Here is a 21517-nt window from a genome sequence, read left to right as displayed (position 1 = left end):
ACTTTATAAGCACACTATTAGTAGGATGCCTCTAAGGTTATAAATTGAGGTCTATGGTAACCCGCTGTAACCTCAATCACACCCGCACAAGCCTATGTTAACTTAGAAAATGGTAAAAACTTTCCTGAACTTGAGCCAAACGACTAATAAAAAGGTGTTTTTTGATTCATTTAGATCGTGACATCAACATAAAGTACAACAGAGGTCACGCCATGCCAGCTTAACATTGTCGACAGTTTGCCGTAGAATCTCGGCCATCCAACCATATGCTGTTTGTCAAGCGTATGTCCTATGTGATTGGTCCACTTTCCAACACTGCGCAGCCAATACGGTGCTACGTGTAGGCCGTCACCATAAAGTAAATCAGAACGTAGATGAGAGGGCCCCAACGTGCTTGAAGCTTACCGCCAACATGTCGAGGAACGTGCTGCTGAGGGCATCCCGCCCAAACCCCTAACCGCCGAACAAGTAGCGTCAGTAGTTGAGCTGCTTAAAACGCCACCGGCCGGTGAAGAGGAGTTTATTCTCGATTTAATCACCAATCGCGTACCGCCCGGTGTTGATGAAGCCGCCTACGTAAAAGCGGGTTTTCTAACTGCAGTCGCGAAAGGTGAAGCAAGCTCGCCGCTGATCGACAAGGTGCATGCTGTTAAACTGCTTGGCACCATGCAGGGCGGCTACAACATTGTTTCAATGGTTGAACTTCTCGATAACGAGGAGCTTGCCCGTGAAGCAGGTGAACAGCTCAAGCACACATTGTTGATGTTCGATGCCTTCCATGATGTCGAAACACGCGCCAAGAACGGCAATAGCGTTGCTAAAGACGTTATTCAATCGTGGGCGGAGGCTGAATGGTTCCTCTCTAAACCGGCCCTAGCTGAAAAAATCACTCTCAGCGTGTTTAAAGTACCCGGCGAAACCAACACGGATGACTTGTCGCCGGCGCCAGATGCCTGGTCACGCCCTGATATACCGCTGCACGCTAATGCGATGCTTAAAAACGAGCGTGATGGCATTGAACCCGTTGTGCCAGGCACAACCGGCCCGCTCAAGCAGATTGAAGACGTTAAAGCAAAAGGCTTTCCGGTCGTTTACGTTGGTGACGTCGTGGGCACTGGCTCATCGCGTAAATCAGCGACTAACTCCGTACTCTGGTTCTTTGGCGACGACATTCCTTACGCCCCCAATAAGCGCGCTGGCGGTTTCTGCTTTGGTAGCAAAATCGCGCCTATCTTCTTCAACACCATGGAAGACTCAGGCGCCCTGCCGGTAGAGATGGACGTCAACAACCTGAACATGGGCGACGTCATCGACGTTTATCCTTATGAAGGCAAAGTCTGCAAGCATGGCACCGATGATGTCATCACTACGTTTGAACTTAAAACGCAGCTGATCCTAGATGAAGTACGTGCTGGCGGCCGTATCCCGCTTATCATTGGTCGCGGACTAACCGGCAAGGCGCGTGAGTCGCTGGGACTACCCGCCTCTGACGTTTTCCGCTTACCCGATCAGCCCAAAGATACTGGCAAAGGCTTTACCTTAGCCCAGAAGATGGTTGGCAAAGCGTGTGGTTTGGACGGCGTTCGTCCGGGCATGTACTGCGAGCCTAAAATGACCACCGTTGGGTCTCAAGACACCACCGGCCCGATGACACGCGATGAGCTGAAAGACCTTGCTTGCCTAGGCTTCCAGGCCGATCTGGTCATGCAGTCTTTCTGCCATACCGCCGCTTATCCTAAGCCGGTCGACGTAGATACCCACCACACTCTGCCAGACTTCATCATGAACCGCGGCGGTGTTTCACTACGCCCCGGCGATGGCATCATTCACAGCTGGCTGAACCGCATGCTATTGCCTGACACAGTTGGCACCGGCGGCGACTCGCACACCCGCTTCCCGCTGGGCATTTCGTTCCCAGCCGGTTCAGGCCTGGTAGCGTTTGCTGCTGCCACCGGCGTCATGCCGCTGGATATGCCGGAATCGGTACTGGTTCGCTTTAAAGGCCAGCGTCAGCCGGGCGTTACGCTGCGCGATTTGGTTCACGCCATTCCGCTTTACGCCATCAAGCAGGGCTTGTTGACTGTCGACAAATCCAATAAGAAAAACGCCTTTTCAGGCCGCGTGTTGGAAATTGAAGGTTTGGAAGACCTAACCGTCGAGCAAGCCTTTGAGCTTTCCGATGCCTCTGCCGAGCGTTCTGCTGCTGGCTGTACGATTACGCTGTCAGAAGAGAGCGTGACCGAATACTTGAAGTCCAACATCACCCTATTGAAGTGGATGATGGGCAACGGTTACGGCGACGAACGTACCATTAGCCGCCGTATTGAAGGTATGGAAGCATGGTTGGCTAACCCGAGCTTGATGCGTGCCGACCAGGATGCCGAATACACTGAAGTTATCGAAATTGACCTGGCTGAAATTAAAGAGCCGGTTCTGTGTGCCCCGAACGACCCGGACGATGCTCGCCTGCTATCAGAAGTAGCTGGCCAGAAAATCGACGAAGTCTTTATCGGTTCATGCATGACTAACATCGGCCACTTCCGGGCTGCGGGCAAGTTGCTTGAAAAGCAGCCTGCCGGTAGTTTAAAAACCCGGCTGTGGCTGGCACCACCGACGAAAATGGATCAACACCAGTTGACTGAAGAGGGCTACTACGGCATTTATGGCCGTGCAGGCGCTCGAATGGAGATGCCGGGTTGTTCACTGTGTATGGGTAACCAGGCCCGCGTTGCTGCCAAGAGCACCGTGGTGTCTACGTCTACACGAAACTTCCCGAACCGCCTGGGCGATGGTGCCAATGTGTACCTTGCCTCAGCGGAACTGGCGGCTGTTGCCGCAGTAGAAGGACGCCTACCCAGCGTTGAAGAGTATCAACGTTATATGGGTGAGTTTGACGCCATGGCTGGCGAGATTTATCGTTATATGAATTTTCACGAAATAGAGGAGTATCAAAAGATCGCCTCTAACGTGATTCCGATCGCTCAAGAAGCTTAATTTAACGCTTGAGTCTGATCACCCCATCGCCGATGCTCGCACCATCGCAGAGAATGTGACAGATTGCATTTTCTGAGTCGATGACCGAACGCCCCGCCACTGTTCTTCAGGGCGGGGCGTTTTTTTTGCACTGCCTTTGGACACCAATTTAATATCAACAGCCTCTACCATTAGGAGCGTGTGATGACGAATTCAACGCAAATTGTGACACCCGATCTCTGTGATGCGCACCCAGAAGTCGCCGTACTCGACCCGCTGTTTGTTAACTTTGGTGGTCTTGAAGCCTTTTACGGTCCTATTCGCACCATTAAATGCTTTGAAGATAACTCCATGGTTAAGCAAGCGGTCGCCGAGCCAGGTAATGGCGCGGTACTGGTGGTCGATGCAGGCGGCTCGCATCGCTGCGCCATGCTGGGTGATATGCTGGCAGAGCAGGCCGTCGCCAACGGCTGGGCAGGCGTTGTGATGTACGGCTGCGTGCGTGATGTGGATATACTCGCCGCCTTGCCGATTGGCGTTCAGGCATTGGGAAGCCATCCCCGCAAGAGTGAAAAGCACGGTGAAGGTCAGCGCGACATCGACGTCACCTTTGCAGGCGTCACCCTTCAGCCCGGACAGTGGTTATATGCAGATAACAACGGCATTATTGTTGCTGCGCAAAAGCTGTCACTTTCCTGACTATTTTTACTACCTATAAAGGTTGATTACAGTCCACTTGCCAGGTGTGGTGCTTACTGCCACCCTGGTGATTCATTCTTACCGTTTAGTGACGATGCAGCCTTTGACCTACCTTGGCTCTGCCTTACTGCGCACGCTGCGCGATCATCTTCGCCCTCTGATCGCCTATCACCTGTTTTTTACCCTGCTCGCCTCAGCCTTACTGCTGCCAGCGATCACCTGGGTGACGCGTGGGCTGCTGGCCCAACTCAACCGCACCGTCGTCACCAATGATGAATTGATTGCTCTGCTCTTTAGCCCGCTGGGATTGATAGGCATGCTGATAGGGCTTGGGTTCGCTTTTCTGATTATTTACTGGCAGCAGGCAGGCATGCTGCAGGTAGCCGTCAGACCGCGCGATAACCATTACCGGCTCGCCCTTGAAGCACTCTGGCTGAGCACTCGTCGGCTGCACACCCTGGCGGGCCTTGTCATACTTCAAGTAGGCACACACTTATTATTGCTCGCGCCCTTTATGGCCGGCCTCACATGGCTTTACGACTTCTGGCTGAGCGACATAGACCCTTACTACCTTCAGCGTGTGCGCCCTCCTGCACTGTGGTACTTCATTGGCTGCGCCCTCCCCCTGATCATTGCCTGGATATGGGCGGCCTCATGGCTCTATCTGCGTTGGCTGCTCGCACTGCCCTTAGTGGCCCTGGAAAGTTGCAACCCCTGGCAAGCACTGAAGCGTAGCGTGAGCCTAACGCGCGGCTGGCGCCGTTCGATTGGTGCAGCGGTGTTGCTCTTGCTACTGATTATTATCAGCCTGCCGTTACTGACCACGTTGCTATTCGACCGGCTATTTACGCCCTTGCTGTGGTGGCTGCCTGAGCATAACGCCGTACTCATACCGGCGATGTTGGCGTACCTGTTGGGCTATGTGCTGATTACACTGACCATTACCTTTTTGGGTATTGCCACTAACGCCCTCCTTTCTGCCTGCTTGTACATGCAGCTGGCGCATCAAGAACCACGCCCAGCGGCCCCACCGGACGATACGAACGCAGGGCGCCTTGCCTGGGCGGTTGAGCTCAGTGTGCTTGTTTTTGCCGGCCTTCAAGCGTGGTGGATTCTGAATAGCTTCGAAATTCGTGACAACGTCGCAGTGATAGCCCACCGCGGGAGCTCCATGGTGGCTCCTGAAAACACCCTCTCTGCATTAGAGCAGTCACTTATTGATGGTGCTGACTATATCGAAATTGACGTACGCTTGAGCAGTGACCAGCAGGTAATGCTCTACCATGACCGCAGCATGGCACGGCTAACTGGCGACAGCCGTGAGTTTGGCGAGCTAACCAGAGACCAACTTAGCCAATTCGATGTGGGCAGTTGGTTTGGAGATGCGTTTCAAGGCGAGAACATTCCTGGCCTGGACGAAGCGCTCGAAAGAGTTCGCGGAAAAGCAGGGTTAATGATTGATATCAAGCCCTTGCCGGGTCAAGAGCAAGCGTTAGCCGATGCCGTTATTGATACCTTAAATACCGAGAGCGACATTCGATACCGCTGCTGGGCAACCCAACAAAGCGCCTTTGATGGTTATACCGCCTGCGGTTTCCCCAATACGCTGTTGGATATGCGGATGGCGACCATGTCGCCGTCTCTACTCGAGCATATTAATGCCCGGGCGCCAGAACTACGAGTTACTTTGTTGGCGCAGCTCATTCTGCCCGGCACACTCAATCGACGTGGCTTTGATGCACTCGGCCTACGCCATAACCGCATCACGGAAGGAGAAGTTCGCCTGGCACGGCTTTACGGCTACGAAATACACGCATGGACGGTTAATGATCGCGCCAGAATGTCGACGTTGATTGACCTAGGCGTCGATGCCATCATCACCGACTACCCAGATCGTTTAACAGAGCTTATTCAGATTCGCCGTGAGTTAAGTGACGGGGCGCTAATGCTAGTGAAACTGCGCAACTGGCTTCGTCAGTAGCGCTCCTAATCGCCCATCACCACACCCTCACGCCGTGGGTCAGCGCCACCAAACAGCGTACCATCGTTTAGCCGCCTAATGGCTTGTAGCCCGCTGGTCAACTCCCGTTCGCTAACCGTGTGGCCGCGCTCCCTTAGTGACTCAATAGTTTCCTCAGGAAAACGCCCCTCTTCGATGTAAACATCGCCGCCCAACGTAATGGCATGGGGAAGATTGAGTGCTTCCTGGGCACTCAGCCCCCAGTCACGCAGCGCGATTAGAGTGCGGGCCGTATAATGAATGATCGCCGCACCACCCGGCGAACCCAAGCTAGCCACTAGCTCACCGCTTTCTTGATCGAATACCAGCGTAGGGCTCATGCTAGAACGCGGGCGCTTGCCTGGCTCGACTCGGTTCGCCACCGGGTCGCCATCCACTTCAGGAGCAAATGAAAAATCGGTGAGCTCATTATTGAGCAAGAAACCACCCGCTAGGCCTGTTCCGCCATCCGAGAGAATGCGCGAACCGAACGCCTGCTCAATGGTGGTCGTCATGGCCACCGCATTGCCCTCCTCATCCACAATACTGATATGGCTAGTGCCATGCTCAGGCTGATCGGGCTGGCTGGCCCAACTAACGGCAAGCTCGCCGGGATTGCCCGGTTCAGCGCTGTCGCCCATGCTCATCTCTTTAATGAGCTCACTGCGTTGCTCAAGGTAGTCAGGGGCCAGCATCAATGACCAATCGCCCCCCGGTGCTTCGACAAAATCCGGGTCGGCGATATAACGACCGCGGTCAGCAAAAGCGAGCCGCGAGGCTTCCAGAAACTGGTGCAACCACCCGCTGCTTGGAGCGCCGTTATCTAACGGGGCTTCAAGCAGCGGCTGTTGGTCGAGCATGCCCAAGATCTGCATCACGGTGAGATGGCCCGACGAGGGAGGCGGAAAGCCGCATACTTCCCACTGCTGCCAAGGCGTACATAAAGGTTCGCGGTCAAGCGCCTCGTAGCCACGCATATCTTCAACCGACAAACTACCAGGCCGCTCAGGGTGATTCTGAACCCGCTCAACGATATCTTCCGCCACGGAACCTTCGTGCAAGGCAGCGCTGCCTTGGTTTGCTACGCGACGTAGTACCTCTGCCAAGGCCGGATTCTTGAGTATTTCGCCAACCGCGATAGCCTCTCCTTCGCTATCATAATAAAACTGGCTGGCTAACGGATCTTGGCGCAGAAACTCGTCACTCGTCAGGCTGGTATGCAACCGATTGCTGACAGCAAAGCCTTCTTCGGCCAGGGTAATAGCCGGTGTAAACAATTCTTCCCAGGCTAGCTCACCATGCTCTGCATGGGCTTTTTCAAGCATACGCAGCGTACCCGGCACACCGACAGAAAGGCCACTAACCACCGCGTCGTTAAACACAAGCGGCTCGCCATTCTCTAAAAACAGCTCGCCATTGACTCCCTGCGGTGCGGTTTCACGACCATCATAGGCGCGCACTTCGCTGCCATCGTAATGCATTAGAAAAGCACCACCACCGATACCGCTAGATTGAGGCTCTACCAAATTCAGTACCATTTGCACTGCAATGGCCGCATCAATAGCGTTACCACCGGCTTTCAATACTTGATAACCAGCATCGGTTGCGAGCGGGTTGGCTGCCGCCACCGCAAACGACTCAGCCTCCCAGCCTGGCTTCTCTTCATAGCCAGACTCGCTTTCAGGAGCAATGGAGGGTGTCTCGTAGCTAAACCCCCAACTATAAAGCGGCGTTACCAGCAGCACAGGTAGCGCAAACTTAGCTGATTTTGTGAACATTTCAGCGCTCTCCGCGACAAGTTAAATACAAAAACACACATAAAAGAGTAGTCTATAAAAACAGCAACGCCCGGCTCAATGTCCGGGCGCAAACTAAATGTTTTAGCAAACAAACTTATTCAATTTTTTGGCCTGCGAGCATAAACCACGTTTCCAGGACCGCATCGGGATTGAGCGATACGGAGTCGATCCCTTGTTCCATCAACCACTTCGCCAAATCGGGATGATCTGACGGCCCCTGGCCACAAATGCCGACGTATTTCCCCTTCGCTTTACACGCCTGAATCGCCATCGCAAGCAGCTTTTTAACCGCCCCATTACGCTCGTCGAACAGATGTGCAACGATGCCCGAATCCCGATCTAACCCCAATGTTAACTGTGTTAAATCGTTAGAGCCGATAGAGAACCCATCAAAGTACTCAAGGAACTCATCGGCTAGCAGGGCGTTAGCTGGCAGTTCGCACATCATAATCACTTTCAGGCCTGTCGGGCCGCCCCGTTCCAATCCGTTGGCGGCCAGCAGCTCTACCACCTCTCGCGCTTCGTCGGTGGTACGCACGAAGGGCACCATGATCTCGACATTCTCGAAACCCATCTCTTCACGCACCCGCTTCAGGGCACTGCATTCAAGCTCAAAGCAGGGCCGGAACGCTTCAGAAATGTAGCGCGACGCACCCCTAAAACCGAGCATCGGATTCTCTTCACCCGGCTCATAGAGCTTACCGCCAATCAGGTTTTCGTATTCGTTAGACTTAAAGTCTGACAGCCGCACGATCACACGCTGCGGGTGGAACGCGGCTGCCAGCGTCGAAATCCCCTCAACCAGTTTATCGACGTAAAAACTGACGGGGTCGGCATAACCGGCCGTCCGTAAATCGATCACCTGCTGCAAATCCACCGGCAGCGTGTCGTACTCCAACAGCGCTTTAGGGTGAACGCCGATCATGCGGTTAATAATAAATTCCAGACGCGCCAAGCCTACCCCCGCATGAGGCAGGCTGGCGAAGCCAAAGGCGCGATCAGGATTGCCCACATTCATCATGATCTTGAAGGGAATTTCCGGCATAGCGTCGACACTGGAGACTTTGCAGTCAAACTCCAGCAGCCCTTCGTAGACATTGCCGGTGTCGCCTTCTGCACACGAAACCGTAACGTCGATGCCCTCTTTGAGCTGAGTCGTTGCGTCGCCACACCCCACTACCGCGGGAATGCCCAATTCACGGGCAATAATGGCGGCATGGCAAGTGCGCCCGCCACGATTGGTGACGATGGCGGAAGCGCGTTTCATTATTGGCTCCCAATCCGGGTCAGTCATATCGGTGACCAGAATGTCGCCATCATGGATCTTGTCCATATCGTCAGGGCTGAGCACCACTTTAACGGTACCGCGGCCAATGCGCTGGCCAATTGCTCTGCCGGTGATTAATGTGCGGCCTTTTTCGCGCAGCTGGAAACGTTCAAGCTTGCCGCCTTCCTGCTGGGAGACGACCGTTTCAGGACGCGCCTGAACGATATACAGCTCACCATCATCGCCATCTAGCGCCCACTCAATATCCATGGGGCGCTGGTAGTGCTGCTCGATCGTCATGGCCTGACGAGCCAGCTCCATCACCTGTTGATCATTAATACAGAAGCGACCACGGTCTTGATGAGGCACATTGACGGTTTCAACGGATTTACCGGCGCTGGCATCCTGGCCATAAACCATCTTGATCAACTTGGAACCCAAGTTACGGCGCAGCACTGCCGGGCGGCCCGCCGCCAGGGTCGGTTTATGCACGTAGAACTCATCGGGATTGACTGCGCCCTGCACAACAGTTTCGCCCAAGCCCCAGGAGCCAGTAACGAAAACCGCATCGCGGAAGCCAGACTCGGTATCCAAGGTAAACATAACGCCCGACGCACCGATCTCAGAGCGCACCATTTTCTGCACACCGGCCGACAAAGCAACATTTTCATGGGCGTAGCCACGGTGGACGCGGTAGGAGATAGCGCGGTCGTTAAACAGCGAGGCAAATACTTCGTGCACGGCGCGCTTAATATTGTCGAAGCCGTCAATATTGAGAAAAGTTTCCTGCTGACCCGCGAAGGAAGCATCGGGTAAATCTTCAGCGGTAGCAGAGCTGCGTACAGCCACTTTTAACTGAGGATGCTGTTGCTGGAGCTGTCCGTAAGCGTCGCGAAGGGCTGTCTCAAAGCTAGGCGGCAACGGCGTATCAATAATCCATTGGCGAATAGTGCGGCCCGCCTCGGCGAGCGCTTTAACATCGTCCACATCCAAGCGCGCAAGCGTGGCATTAATGCGCTCGTTAAGGCCTTCGTGGGAGAGAAACTCGCGGTAGGCATGAGCGGTAGTGGCAAACCCGCCAGGCACCGTTACGCCAGCACCGGACAGATTGGAAATCATTTCACCTAGTGAGGCGTTTTTACCACCCACGCGTTCGACGTCTGACATGCCCAGTTGATCGAACCACAGAATGTACTCTTCCACGTAACCCCCTCGCTCATAGACATCGACACGATCACTAATATTGCCGTTTAGACGTAGGATCATGGATTATTGATTGAGACACCCTAGCACCGCGCTACTATATTCGCCATTGGTCTAATAGCGAAGGGAATGGAGGATTTTTACAACACGAAGGGTTTTTAGGTCATTTGTGTAGTCAGTCACTTTGCCCCTCCCTAGCCAGCACGCATAGCGAGTTGCTCTAGCAAACGGCTCAGCACACAATAGCGCAGTTACTTACCAGTGGATGTCACTATGAAACGTACGGCTTTTTTTATCTCTGATGGCACCGGGATCACAGCAGAAAGCTTAGGGCGCAGCCTGCTGGCCCAGTTCAGCGATGTTGAGATCGATATGCAAACCAAGCCTTATATCGATACGCTGGAAAAAGCTCAGGCACTAGCAGCCATTATCGAAGCGACAGCCAGCCGCGACGGTCATCGTCCGATCATCATTGATACCATCGTTGACCAACAAATTCGCAACGTCATTCGGCAAGCATCCGGCTTCAAGGTCGATATTTTTTCAACCTTCCTAGAGCCATTGGAACAGGAACTTAATACTCACTCTTCCTATAGCGTTGGGCGCACGCACTCAATTGGTAGCGATGACGTCTATATGGACCGGATTCACTCGGTGCACTTTGCGCTGGATAATGATGACGGAGCACGCACTCATCAATACGATAAAGCCGATATTATCCTGGTCGGCGTCTCACGCTGCGGCAAGACCCCTACCTCTCTCTATCTAGCACTCCAGTTTGGTATTCGAGCGGCCAACTATCCGCTGACGGAGGATGATTTAGACGAAGATGGCATGTTAAAACTGCCTAAGGCGCTCGCGCCCCACCGTCAAAAGCTGTTTGGGCTTACCATTGATGCGCGGCGTTTATCAGCGATACGCAATGAGCGGCGGCCGAATAGCCGTTACAGCTCCATTGATCAGTGTCTTCAAGAAGTTGGGCAAGCGGAGTCGCTTTATCGCACCATGCACATTCCCTTTATTGATGCGACGCGCTTCTCGGTAGAAGAGATCTCAACGCGGATGATTGCAGAAACGGGCTTAGCGAGGCGCTTTTCGCCCCGCTAACGATCCATTCTGCTGCTAACTTACATTCCTTTAGGGGCAAAAATTCCCGGCGCGTTTCGCCAGTAGCCTTTGTAATCCATCCCAAAACCAAACACATAACGGTCGGCGACTTCCAAGCTGCAGTAGTCGGCCTTTAAACCGGGCACCGCTTTGCGGTTATGCTGTTTATCCACCAGTACTGCTGTCGTGACACTGGCTGCCTGGGCTTCTTCGCAGTAAGCCAAAATGGCGGCTAGCGTGGCGCCTTCGTCCAAGATGTCGTCAACGATCACCACATGGCGCCCCGCCATCGGCACCTCAGGAGAGACACGCCAAAACAGCTCACCGCCGCGCAGCTCATTGCGGTATCGAGTGGCATGCAAGTAATCCACTTCAAGCGGAAAGCCCAGCCGGGTTAGCAAATGCCCTGTGGTGATTAAGCCGCCATTCATAACGCAGTAAAAGACCGGCAGCTTGTCGCCTAAATCTCGCGTGATCGCTTCCGCCATACGATCAAGTGCCCGCTCTACCTCTTGCTGAGAAATAAGGCAGTCGGCGTTATCCATCAATTCACGCATTGAGTCCAATGACTCTAAGGCTTTTTTATCCAACTTTGACATCTAAACTCCAGGCGGGTTAAAAGCTTCAATTACATCAGTCGTGTGAATTTACACAGCATTGGGTTTCGGTTTATCAGCCAATGCTTCCAACTTAGCGTGGGTACGACGCCATCTGCCCAACGCACTTAGGGCATCGATATCAGGCCGTGCACGGCTGTAGCGCAGTTTGGCGGGACGTTTGGTTTCAATACCCCGGCAGGCTTCAATCACCTCAAGTGCAGCGGCGCGATCATTGCATACCAGCAACATATCGCAACCAGCCGCTAGTGCTGCCTGGGCTCGCTGTTTGGGCCCACCCGCCTCGTGGGCGCCCGCCATACTTAAATCATCAGAAAAGATGCAGCCTTTGAAGCCCAACGATTCACGCAGCATACCCAACCAATGAGGGGAAAACCCGGCAGGACGCGTATCGAAAGCACTGTAAATCACATGCGCAGGCATTACACCGTCTAACGGCGCGGCCAAATGGGCAAAGGGCACCAGGTCACGTTGTTTAATCACTTCTAGCGGGCGGTCATCCACCGGCAGCGCAACGTGAGAGTCTGCCGCAACTCCGCCGTGACCGGGGAAGTGCTTCCCGACAGCGGCCATACCAGCCTCATGGAGCCCTTGAATAAAGGCGCTGCCGAGCTGCGCCACATGCTGGGGATCGCGGCTAAAACTTCGGTCTCCAATAACACTTGAGATGCCGCTTTCGACATCCAGTACCGGAGCAAAGCTAAGATCCAAACCGCAGGCGGCCATTTCCATGCCCAATAGCCAGCCAGCATCTTTTGCGAGCGCAAGACCATCATCGGGGTTGGCGCTATAACACTCACCAATGCGAGCCATGGCAGGAAGACGCGTCATCCCTTCTTTAATACGCTGAACGCGGCCACCCTCTTGATCAACGGCAAGCAATAAGTCCGCACGCACACGTCGAATATCGCTGCAGAGCTGGCGTACTTGGTAGCCGTTCTGGACATTGCGGGCAAACAGAATAACGCCCCCTACCACCGGTTCTAGCAGCAAGCGCTTTTCTGCGGCCGTTAATTTCGGGCCTTCAAGGTCGAGCATGACCGGGCCTAACGGTTGAGTCATCGTGATAGGTCCATTAAAAAAGAGGCGGTGATTCTAGACGATCGTCTAGCGGTGTCAAAACAGATTAGTCAAACGACTGACGACCGCCGTGCAACCAAACGGGGGTACCTGGTAACGCTAACGAAAAGATATAGAGCAAATCACTATTGCGTAAACGAATACAGCCGTGGGATGCAGCAACGCCCATGGGCTGATCAGGGGGCGTACCATGAAGATAAATATAGCGACGCTGTGAATCGACCTGACCACCACGGTTCACGCCTTTTTCTAGTCCGCATAGCCACAGGATGCGGGTCAAAATCCAATCCCGCTTCGGATATGCTTCAGCTAGCGCAGGAGAAAATGCCTCCCCCGTCCAGCGACGACCCCGAAATACCGCATTATCAGGCATCCCGTTGCCGATCGCGGCTCTTATATAGTGCCAACCATGGGGTGTTTTGCCACTGCCGTTGTGCTCACCAACGCCCGCGAGGCCAGACGATATCTCACACTCATGCAGCACCTTCGGCCCTCGCCAACAGCGTAGCTGCTGCTGTGTGGTATCGATTTCCAACCAGATGTCCTCTACAGGGGGAAGCTCAGCGAGCTTGGGCGTTCGCATATTTTCCTTCTTCAAGTGCTGGGGGCAACGGTGCATTCATGGCAGCCACCACTACTGGGCGCAACCGCCTAACCAAATCCCGCACGGTGACCTGCTCTTGATAATCCTTTTCAGCGATATCGCGCAGTGCATCAAGGCCTGAAAGCGTAAAAATCACCGTACCAAGCATAAAGTGTAGCCGCCAAAAGCGTTCCGCGTCAGGCAAGTCGGGCGTGGCTTGACGCACTAACTCGGTGAAACGGGTAAACACATCACCATACTCTTGCTGAATATGACGCCTAAGATGCCCCTGCGCTTGGCTATAGGCAAGGCCCAGCAAGCGCATAAACACCTTTAAACTGTTGCGCTCAGCAGGCACTGCCAGCACGGTGGTCGCCATGGTTTCGAGTAGCGTTTCCAACGGAATAACGCGCCCTGCATGCTGGGCTTCAAGTTCATCAAGCGCAGTATGAAAACGCTGGGTGAACGGGTCCAGATAGCGTGAAAACACGGCCTGAATTAAGGCTTTTTTGGAACCAAAATGGTAATTCACCGCCGCTAAATTGACGCGCGCTTTGCTAGTGATGTTGCGCAGCGATGTTTCAGCAAAACCTCGCTCAGCAAACAGCACTTCAGCGGTGTCGAGTATTCGAGTTACCGTATCAGATTGAGCCATGCCGCTCTCCGGGGAAACGAGTGTTTAAAACATAGCAAAATACTATGCCATATCGCTGGTGGGCTCAACGCTTGATTTTCTGATGAAATATGGCTGTCTATATGAGTAGAAGCTTAGTTTAAAACGATTAGGAAAAATTCGGGGGCCTTTCTAGAGAGGGGGTTGACAAGACATGTACTGGACAGAGGAACATACTGTATACTTAACCACTTATCGATTAAGTCGACTTTTAATTTGTTACTGTCTATTCACTATTTTTGGAGTCTGGTATGTCGCGTCCGCTAACCGCTCGCCAACAGCACGTATTTGATTTTATTGTTAAGACCATGGGCGAATTTGGCTACCCTCCGACCCGTGCTGAAATTGCGAAAGCACTGGGGTTCCGCTCACCTAACGCCGCGGAAGAGCACCTGCGCGCGCTCGAGCGTAAAGGCGCTATTCGCATTATTCGCAATACTTCACGCGGTATTCGCCTACCCAATCAAGAGCCCCAGGAGTTAGTAGACAGCACCGCAAGTGCGTTGCCAGCTGCCAATATTGAAGCCTCGCCTGCTGGGCTGCCTGTGATTGGCGAAGTAGCCGCCGGGAGCCCTATCCTAGCGGCTGAGCATATTGACCGTTACTGCCCTCTGCCAGCCGAGTACTTCACTCCTAAAGCCGATTATCTGCTGCGTGTGCGGGGCCTTTCGATGAAGGATATTGGTATTTTAGAAGGTGATTTATTGGCAGTTCACCGTACCGAGCGGGTGCGCGATGGCCAGATTGTCGTTGCGCGCCTGGATGATGAAGTAACCGTTAAGCGCTTCAAACGCCAGGGCCACCAAGTAACGCTATTTGCGGAAAATGCAGACTTTGCGCCCATTGAAATCGACCTGCGTTCACAGTCACTCGATATCGAAGGTGTCGGCGTTGGCGTTATTCGTGGCGGTAATGGCCAGGCACTGGGCTAACCACCGTCGCTACTGCATGTCGATATAGCGGTGGTCATTAAAGGTGGCCACCCAATTAGGATGATAGACCAGCAGAATACTCAGCAGCATCCCGGTAATAAACGCCTCTGAAGGCATTAGTAGAGGTAAGAAGCGAGCATACTCCTGGGCAAGATAGATAGCGTTAGGGTCTGTACCTGCCACGATGATCAGCAGCACGGCAGCCAGCCCTGCCCCTAATGTTGCCAACGCCGCCCCAAAAAATCCGCAGGCAAATAGAAACACCATCAGGTTATCCGGCAGGCGGCGATCTACCAGCCGCCACACTGTGCCAATAATGGCAGCCGGAACAATGCCCGTTACCAGTACATTCGCCCCCAGTAGCGTCCACTCATTGCGGCCGATAATTACCATTGCCACATTAATGAGTATATTGCTGATCAGCGCTAATGGCGCTTTAAACACGAGTGTCATCAATACCGTAAAGACGAGATGCAGCGTTAGCCAGTCGACCGCCTGAGCGCGTAGCTGCCACATCAGCGCCACTGCCAGCGTTGCGCCTAACCAACGGTGCTGAAGAGCAGTGTCTTCCAGTAGCACTTGCCAGGGCCGCCGCCAAAGAGCCCACACCACTACGCCTAACGAGAGTAGCGAGGTGAATATCAGCGCCCAGGGCGCCAGTACACTTTGTGCGAACGACATAGCGGCTTCTCACATTATCGAGCGTTAGCTAAACACCACGGTCTTGTTGCCATGCACTAAAACCCGATCCTCAAGATGCCAGCGTAAACCGCGTGCGAGAACGGCTTTTTCAACATCACGCCCAAAGCGGACTAGATCGGTTGGGGTATGGCAGTGGCTAACGCGATGAATATCCTGTTCGATAATCGGGCCCGCGTCGAGTTCCTCGGTAACATAGTGGCAGGTGGCGCCAATCAGCTTCACTCCGCGCTGATATGCCTGGTGGTAGGGCTTAGCCCCAGCGAAAGAGGGTAAAAAACTGTGATGAATATTAATCACCCGCCCTGCATAGCGTGCGCACAGGTCAGGCGGCAGAATTTGCATATAACGCGCCAGCACGACGCAATCAGCACGTGCACTATCGATTTCTGCTTGCACCTTGGCAAATGACACTTGCTTGTTATCGGGGTCGACTGGCACATAGTGATAAGGAATGCCGTACCATTCGGTCAATGAACGCATATCGTCATGGTTGGAAATGACGCCAACAATATCGCAATCCAACTCACCCGCCTGCCAGCGATAAAGCAAATCTACCAAGCAGTGTGACTCTCTAGAGACCATCAATACCACCCGGCGGCGCTGCTGTGTATCCACCAATGACCACTGCATATCGAATTCGATTGCCACCGGCTCGAACGCTGCACGTAGCGCTTCTACCGACATCCCCACTGAATCCGCCAAGATTTCGTAACGCATAAAAAAACAGCCCGTTTCTAAATCAGAGTGCTGGCTGGCTTCAGTGATAGACCCCCCTTGCTTAGCAATAAAGCTCGATACTCGGGCCACAATACCTACCCGATCAGGGCAGGACACAACTAAACGATAATAATGGGACATGTGAGCGACTCTTGACCTATTTCTAAGGTAATTATGACAAACCAACGGCTTAGGTTGCATAGTGTATCGGAAGGCCAAGGATGATTGTTAGCCGCCCCTGCCTTCCCGTATAGTTGAGTCACTACTTTTTAGGCTTTTCATAACTGATGCACTCTCCACGCGTTCAAATTCGTCCCCGTCGTCGTCCTCCGCTGCGCATGTTGCCGCTGGGGGGATGCGGTGAGATTGGTATGAATCTAACGCTCTACGGCTACGATGATCACTGGATTGTCGTCGACTGCGGCATGATGATTCGCCAGGATCTCCCCAACTCACCGCTACAAGTGCCTAATCTTGATACACCAAAAGCATTAGGGATAGTCCCGAAAGCACTATTTGTTACCCACGGCCATGAAGACCACATTGGCGCCGTCGCTTGGCTCTGGCCGATGTGGAATTGTCCTATTTATGCCACGCCATTAGCCGCAGGGCTGTTACGCCTTAAATTTTCTGAACATCAACTTAGCAGCGCTGCGATTCATGTCATCGAACCAGGTGAGGCACTTGAAAGCGGGCCGTTTACGCTGCGCTACTTGTCGTTGACGCATTCAATACCCGAAAGCTGTGCCATTATGATGATGGCTGGTGGTTATCGCGTTTTACATACTGGTGACTGGAAACTTGATCCTGAGCCGCTTATCGGTTTACCGGTAAGCGCGGCGCAGTTTAGAGCGCTGGCCCCGGTCGATTTAGTGGTCGGCGATTCCACCAACGCCCCCATGCCAGGCCACTCCGGCAGCGAGGGTGATGTGGCGAGAGCATTGGTAAAAACCCTCGCCAACTGTCAGGGCCGTGTGGTGGTCTCTTGCTTTGCCAGTAACCTTGCGCGGGTATTAGCTATCGGGCGCGCAGCGCATCAGTGTGGCCGTCGCATCAGCTTAATGGGGCGCTCAATGGAGCGAATGGTTAGCGTTGCGCGTGGGCTTGGCTATATGGATGACTTACCGCCGCTGGTACCCAATCACGACCTGGGGTACCTCCCCCCGGATGAAGTGGTCATTATCGCCACCGGCAGCCAGGGTGAGGCCCGTGCCGCGCTTCAGCGTCTTGCTCAGGGCCGCCACCCCTTTGTGGATCTTCAGCCCGGCGATAATGTCATCTTCTCGGCTAAAGCCATTCCAGGCAACGAACGCCCTATTGAACAGCTAAAAAAACGTTTAGCGCAGTTAGGTGTTCGTATTTACGACGAAATCAACCATCCCGAGTTACATGCTACTGGGCACCCCGCTCATGATGAGTTAATCAAACTCTATCAATGGATTAAGCCGAAGCACCTGATGCCTGTCCACGGCGAAGCAAGGCATCAGCAGGCGCATCAGGCAATTGCCCGTCAATTAGAGATCAGTGCGCCGTTGTCGCCAGTTAATGGCGATTTAATCAGCTTTGATAACCAAGGGCTGCGCTGCGAGGCACGCTATCCCCAGCCGCCCTGCATCGTCAGCCAAAACAGCGTGGTTCCTCACCCAGGGTTGGAAGTAAAAGACGCCAGTACGGCACGTCGTGGCAGTTTGTACCTAGCACTGCCGGTGACCGCGACTGATACGGGCTGGGCGCGCATTGGACGTTTGATGCTGGATGCGACGGGTGCCAGCCCGCTGGATGAAGATAGCTTTAGTGATTGGCTGGATGATCAGCTTGATGAGATTGCCGCCGACACACTGGCCGACCTTCGCCAAGCATTGCAGCCTCGCTTGGTACACTGGCTGGCGGAGCATATGCAGCACCTGCCCGATGTGCATCTTCAAATTATGGCCGCCGAAATGCCAGAAGCCCTTACCCTGGAAAATGCTGCCAATCGTTAGTGGTGCATCATTGCGGAGTAGCAAGACGTGGCAAACTCACTCCCAGCGTGCCGCGTCTTGTTGGTCAGAGTGGCGTTCTTTGACCCAATATTCTCCCCGAGTGGAGTGCTCTTTCTTCCAAAAAGGCGCCTGGGTTTTTAAAAAATCCATAATAAAATCGCAGGCTTCAAATGCCTCTCGGCGGTGAGCACTAGCTACAAGCACCCGCACGATGGGGTCGCCAGGGCCCAGATAACCAACGCGATGAATTATCCGCACCGCTTGTAGCGACCAACGCTGCCACGCCTGCTCGCCAATCTCCGTTAGCGTGCGCTCGGTCATACCGGGGTAATGCTCCAGTGTTAACCCCGTAACATCGGGCGTCTCGTTGAAATCACGCACCAGTCCGGTAAAGCTCACCACCGCGCCAATATCGCTGCGCCCGACTAATGCATCGCTATAGCCGTAGTCCATCGAGAATGGCGCTGCTTGAACCGCTACTTTAATATCCAACGTTAACCCCCTGTGACCGGTGGGAAAAACGCCACTTCGTCATCATCGGTCACTAGCGCATCATCGTTTGCCATTACCTGATTAATGGCACATAACGTGCGCTGATCAGTAAGCAGTTTAAACCGATCATCGCGCTCGGCCAGCGCTGCCTTTAAACCACTGATATCGCGGCTAGCAAGCTGGTCCAGCCCAACAGTCGCCTCGCTTTCTCCTACCCGCTCGCGCAGTTCAGCCAGAAATTTAACCCGCACGCAGGGGGAAGGACAGCGCTCACCCAGGCTTACTTCTCCTGAGGTGCCTTCGCCCGTCACGATAGGCGACTGCCTATTCACACGCTGATAATCCCCGCGTTGGCCGCCCTGCTTGCTGTCGAGCTGGATCGCTTCAATATGCATGCCCTTATCGACCGCTTTGCACATATCGTAGAGGGTTAAGCAGGCGACTGAAACGGCTGTAAGCGCCTCCATCTCAACACCGGTGCGACCATTTAAACGACACAGCGACGTTACATGCACACAGGACTCGGCCATGTCGATCTCGAATTCAACCGACACCTTTGATAGCGCCAATGCATGGCAGAGTGGAATCAATTCATGAGTGCGTTTTGCAGCCTGAATGCCCGCGATACGGGCGGTGGCGAGGACATCTCCTTTCGGCAATCCCCCTTCGCTGAGCAATGTCAGCGTTTCAGGCAGCATTACAATGCGCCCCGAGGCGACGGCTTCGCGGCGCGTTTCTTGTTTATCGCCGACATCCACCATGTTGGCTTCGCCCCGGGTATTGAGGTGGGTTAGATGCATGCTGGTCACCTTTCCTTTTTTGAAGCCACAGTTTGGTTTTTTGCGTTTATCCAGGTCACTATCCAGCGCGCGATTGCGTCGCTGTCATCAAGATTTAACTGCGCTACGCAAGAAGTTAAATCAATTGGCGATGGCGCGCTTAATGCAACCGCCTCGACCCATGGGTCGGTCAAAATTGCCGAGTCCCCTACGCCATCGCGATAAAGCACCAGCTTAGGGATCGGCCAAGCTTTAAAGCCTTCGACAATCACTAGGTCGGGATGGTGCGGCACCATCATGGTTATTAAGCTGGCTAAATCGGGTTCTTCCTGGTCGGGCGTTTCCTGCATCAGCGCAAATCGTTGCCGTGAAGCGACTAGAACAGGGGCCGCGCCCGCACTACGCAGTTTATAGCTATCCTTTCCAGGCTGGTCGACTTCAAACGAGTGATGAGCATGCTTAATCACGGCTACTTTCAAACCATACGCAGCTAATAGAGGCAGCAGCTTCTCTAACAGTGTCGTTTTGCCGGTACCGCTCCAGGCAGCAATCCCTAGAATGGGGAAGGATGCGGTTAGTTCGTTACTCATACAGCCTACCCCCCTACTTGCCATTCATACGATGCTTACAGCGTTAAAGTGGATGACTTTACTCGCCCTCTTGCGCCTTGGGTAATAGCCAGTTCAACGCAATACCTACCAGTGCAGCCAAGCTCACGCCTTGCAGGGTAAATTGACCGCTCCCGAACTGCATACCACCTATTCCGAATACCAGTATGAGCGAGACCACTACTAAGTTGCGAGGTGCCGTCAGCGACTGCCCTGCTCGCACTAGCGTGTTCATACCAACGACCGCAATAGAACCAAACAGCAATGTCATAATCCCCCCCATGACCGGGCCGGGTATAGTCTGCAGCAGCGCACCAAGCTTAGACACAAACGCCAGCACAATGGCAAAAATCGCAGCAACAATCATGTACTTGGGGTTAAATGCCCGAGTCAGCGTTACCGCCCCCGTGACTTCCGAGTAGGTTGTATTCGGGGGGCCGCCAAATAGCGCTGCCACACTGGTCGCCAACCCATCGCCTAACAGGGTGCGATGCAGGCCGGGTTTTTCCAAATAGTTTTTGCGGGTCACTGAGCCAATAGCAACCATGTCACCAATGTGCTCTACCGTCGGGGCGATAGCGACCGGGATCATAAATAGAATAGCGGCCCAGTGAAAACTGGGTGCGGTAAAGCTGGGCACCGAAAACCACGCCGCTTCGCGTACCGGGGTAAAATCTACTAATCCCATTAACAACGCCAAGCAATAACCCGTGACGATACCCCCCATAATCGGCACTAGGCGGAGCAGGCCGCGGCCAAAAACGGCCAGCAACAAAGTCACCAACAAGCTGGTCATTGAGAGAAAAATGGCCGGACCATAGCCGATGTTGTCACTGGTTTCACCGGTTGCCATGCTGACTGCCACAGGCGCCAGCGCCAAGCCAATGACCATGATTACCGGCCCGACCACAACGGCAGGGAGTAAGCGGTGCAGCCAAGCGGTACCTTTTAATCGCACCGCTTGTGAGATCGCGACATATACCAGCCCTGAGGCCATCAGACCGCCCATCGTGGCCGGCACACCGAAGCTTGCTACCGCCCCCTGAATAGGCGCGATAAAAGCAAACGAAGAGGCCAAAAAAACGGGCACACTTTGCTTCGTCACTGCATGAAATATCAACGTGCCAGCCCCAGCAGTAAACAGTGCGACACTCGGGTCAAGTCCGGTTAAAAGCGGTACTAATGAGTTATAGTCAAATCTGGTGGATGGCAGTCAGGCGGCAGTCCTGTCTGATTGATCGGTTACCTGCTCCCCATCCTGAAACCGGACGTTGTTCACGACCAGCTCCAGCTTGCTGAACCCCT

The 21517-nt window shown here is 53.8% G+C and carries 18 protein-coding genes; 6 read left to right on the top strand and 12 right to left on the bottom strand.

Features of this window, described 5'->3' with window-relative positions; genetic code table 11:
- Positions 1-390 precede the first annotated feature (390 nt).
- From acnB to V8L70_RS19280, 3 genes are all read left to right on the top strand, one after another.
- A complete protein-coding gene (acnB, locus tag V8L70_RS19290; RefSeq protein ID WP_101145417.1) occupies positions 391-2994 on the top strand; it encodes a bifunctional aconitate hydratase 2/2-methylisocitrate dehydratase in 2604 nt (867 codons plus the stop codon).
- A gap of 183 nt (positions 2995-3177) precedes the next feature.
- Entirely contained in the window at positions 3178-3672 is a 495-nt protein-coding gene (rraA, locus tag V8L70_RS19285; protein WP_176303724.1) for a ribonuclease E activity regulator RraA, read from the top strand.
- A gap of 37 nt (positions 3673-3709) precedes the next feature.
- Positions 3710-5653 carry a glycerophosphodiester phosphodiesterase family protein gene (locus V8L70_RS19280; RefSeq protein WP_101145418.1) on the top strand — a complete coding sequence of 648 codons (1944 nt, stop codon included), beginning with the start codon at positions 3710-3712 and terminating at the stop codon, positions 5651-5653.
- A 5-nt stretch (positions 5654-5658) separates the two neighbouring features.
- Here the strand turns inward: V8L70_RS19280 and ggt are convergent, their stop codons facing one another.
- On the bottom strand, positions 5659-7449 hold the full coding sequence (gene ggt, locus V8L70_RS19275; RefSeq protein WP_101145419.1) for a gamma-glutamyltransferase: 1791 nt from the start codon (positions 7447-7449) through the stop codon (positions 5659-5661).
- Between the two features lie 115 nt (positions 7450-7564).
- Complete coding sequence (ppsA, locus tag V8L70_RS19270; protein WP_101145431.1) at positions 7565-9940, bottom strand: phosphoenolpyruvate synthase; 2376 nt, start codon at positions 9938-9940, stop codon at positions 7565-7567.
- A 273-nt stretch (positions 9941-10213) separates the two neighbouring features.
- On the opposite strand from ppsA, the gene ppsR reads away from it, so the two are divergent.
- Positions 10214-11047: a posphoenolpyruvate synthetase regulatory kinase/phosphorylase PpsR gene (gene ppsR, locus V8L70_RS19265; protein WP_101145420.1), complete on the top strand. Its 834-nt coding sequence runs from the start codon at positions 10214-10216 to the stop codon at positions 11045-11047.
- 20 nt (positions 11048-11067) lie between these two features.
- Here ppsR and V8L70_RS19260 read toward each other — a convergent pair whose 3' ends face one another.
- From V8L70_RS19260 to V8L70_RS19245, 4 genes are all read right to left on the bottom strand, one after another.
- Entirely contained in the window at positions 11068-11646 is a 579-nt protein-coding gene (locus V8L70_RS19260) for a hypoxanthine-guanine phosphoribosyltransferase (RefSeq protein WP_101145421.1), read from the bottom strand.
- A gap of 48 nt (positions 11647-11694) precedes the next feature.
- Positions 11695-12726, bottom strand: coding sequence for a beta-N-acetylhexosaminidase (nagZ, locus tag V8L70_RS19255; protein ID WP_101145422.1), 1032 nt, complete (start codon positions 12724-12726; stop codon positions 11695-11697).
- Positions 12727-12790: 64 nt separating this feature from the next.
- Positions 12791-13327: a L,D-transpeptidase gene (locus V8L70_RS19250; RefSeq protein WP_101145423.1), complete on the bottom strand. Its 537-nt coding sequence runs from the start codon at positions 13325-13327 to the stop codon at positions 12791-12793.
- Positions 13305-13982 (bottom strand): TetR/AcrR family transcriptional regulator, encoded by a 678-nt coding sequence (locus tag V8L70_RS19245; protein ID WP_035557501.1) that lies wholly within the window; start codon positions 13980-13982, stop codon positions 13305-13307. Before V8L70_RS19245 ends, V8L70_RS19250 begins: the two co-directional genes overlap by 23 nt.
- Before the next feature lie 269 nt (positions 13983-14251).
- Here V8L70_RS19245 and lexA point away from each other — a divergent pair, with 269 nt between their 5' ends.
- Complete coding sequence (gene lexA / locus V8L70_RS19240; protein ID WP_035557499.1) at positions 14252-14932, top strand: transcriptional repressor LexA; 681 nt, start codon at positions 14252-14254, stop codon at positions 14930-14932.
- A 9-nt stretch (positions 14933-14941) separates the two neighbouring features.
- Here the strand turns inward: lexA and V8L70_RS19235 are convergent, their stop codons facing one another.
- Together V8L70_RS19235 and purU are read right to left on the bottom strand one after the other, a co-directional pair.
- Entirely contained in the window at positions 14942-15613 is a 672-nt protein-coding gene (locus V8L70_RS19235) for an energy-coupling factor ABC transporter permease (RefSeq protein WP_101145424.1), read from the bottom strand.
- A 24-nt stretch (positions 15614-15637) separates the two neighbouring features.
- The gene (gene purU, locus V8L70_RS19230) at positions 15638-16492 is read right to left on the bottom strand and encodes a formyltetrahydrofolate deformylase (RefSeq protein ID WP_008956237.1); all 855 of its coding nucleotides are present in this window, start codon (positions 16490-16492) and stop codon (positions 15638-15640) included.
- Between the two features lie 230 nt (positions 16493-16722).
- Here purU and V8L70_RS19225 point away from each other — a divergent pair, with 230 nt between their 5' ends.
- Positions 16723-18333, top strand: coding sequence for a ribonuclease J (locus V8L70_RS19225; protein WP_101145425.1), 1611 nt, complete (start codon positions 16723-16725; stop codon positions 18331-18333).
- 36 nt (positions 18334-18369) lie between these two features.
- Here the strand turns inward: V8L70_RS19225 and moaE are convergent, their stop codons facing one another.
- From moaE to V8L70_RS19205, 4 genes are read right to left on the bottom strand one after another with little or no spacing between them, the layout of a single operon-like run.
- Positions 18370-18825, bottom strand: a complete 456-nt coding sequence (gene moaE, locus V8L70_RS19220; protein WP_035557489.1) for a molybdopterin synthase catalytic subunit MoaE — start codon at positions 18823-18825, stop codon at positions 18370-18372.
- A 2-nt stretch (positions 18826-18827) separates the two neighbouring features.
- Positions 18828-19625, bottom strand: a complete 798-nt coding sequence (gene moaC / locus V8L70_RS19215) for a cyclic pyranopterin monophosphate synthase MoaC (protein WP_101145426.1) — start codon at positions 19623-19625, stop codon at positions 18828-18830.
- Positions 19626-19630: 5 nt separating this feature from the next.
- Entirely contained in the window at positions 19631-20194 is a 564-nt protein-coding gene (gene mobB / locus V8L70_RS19210) for a molybdopterin-guanine dinucleotide biosynthesis protein B (RefSeq protein WP_035557484.1), read from the bottom strand.
- Positions 20195-20252: 58 nt separating this feature from the next.
- On the bottom strand, positions 20253-21425 hold the full coding sequence (locus V8L70_RS19205) for a uracil-xanthine permease family protein (protein ID WP_336270377.1): 1173 nt from the start codon (positions 21423-21425) through the stop codon (positions 20253-20255).
- Positions 21426-21517: the final 92 nt, after the last annotated feature.

It is taken from the genome of Vreelandella arctica (assembly GCF_037070215.1).
GTDB lineage: Bacteria > Pseudomonadota > Gammaproteobacteria > Pseudomonadales > Halomonadaceae > Vreelandella > Vreelandella arctica.
Note: the sequence above shows the minus strand (reverse complement) of the source record. Positions and strands in the feature narration are given on the sequence as shown.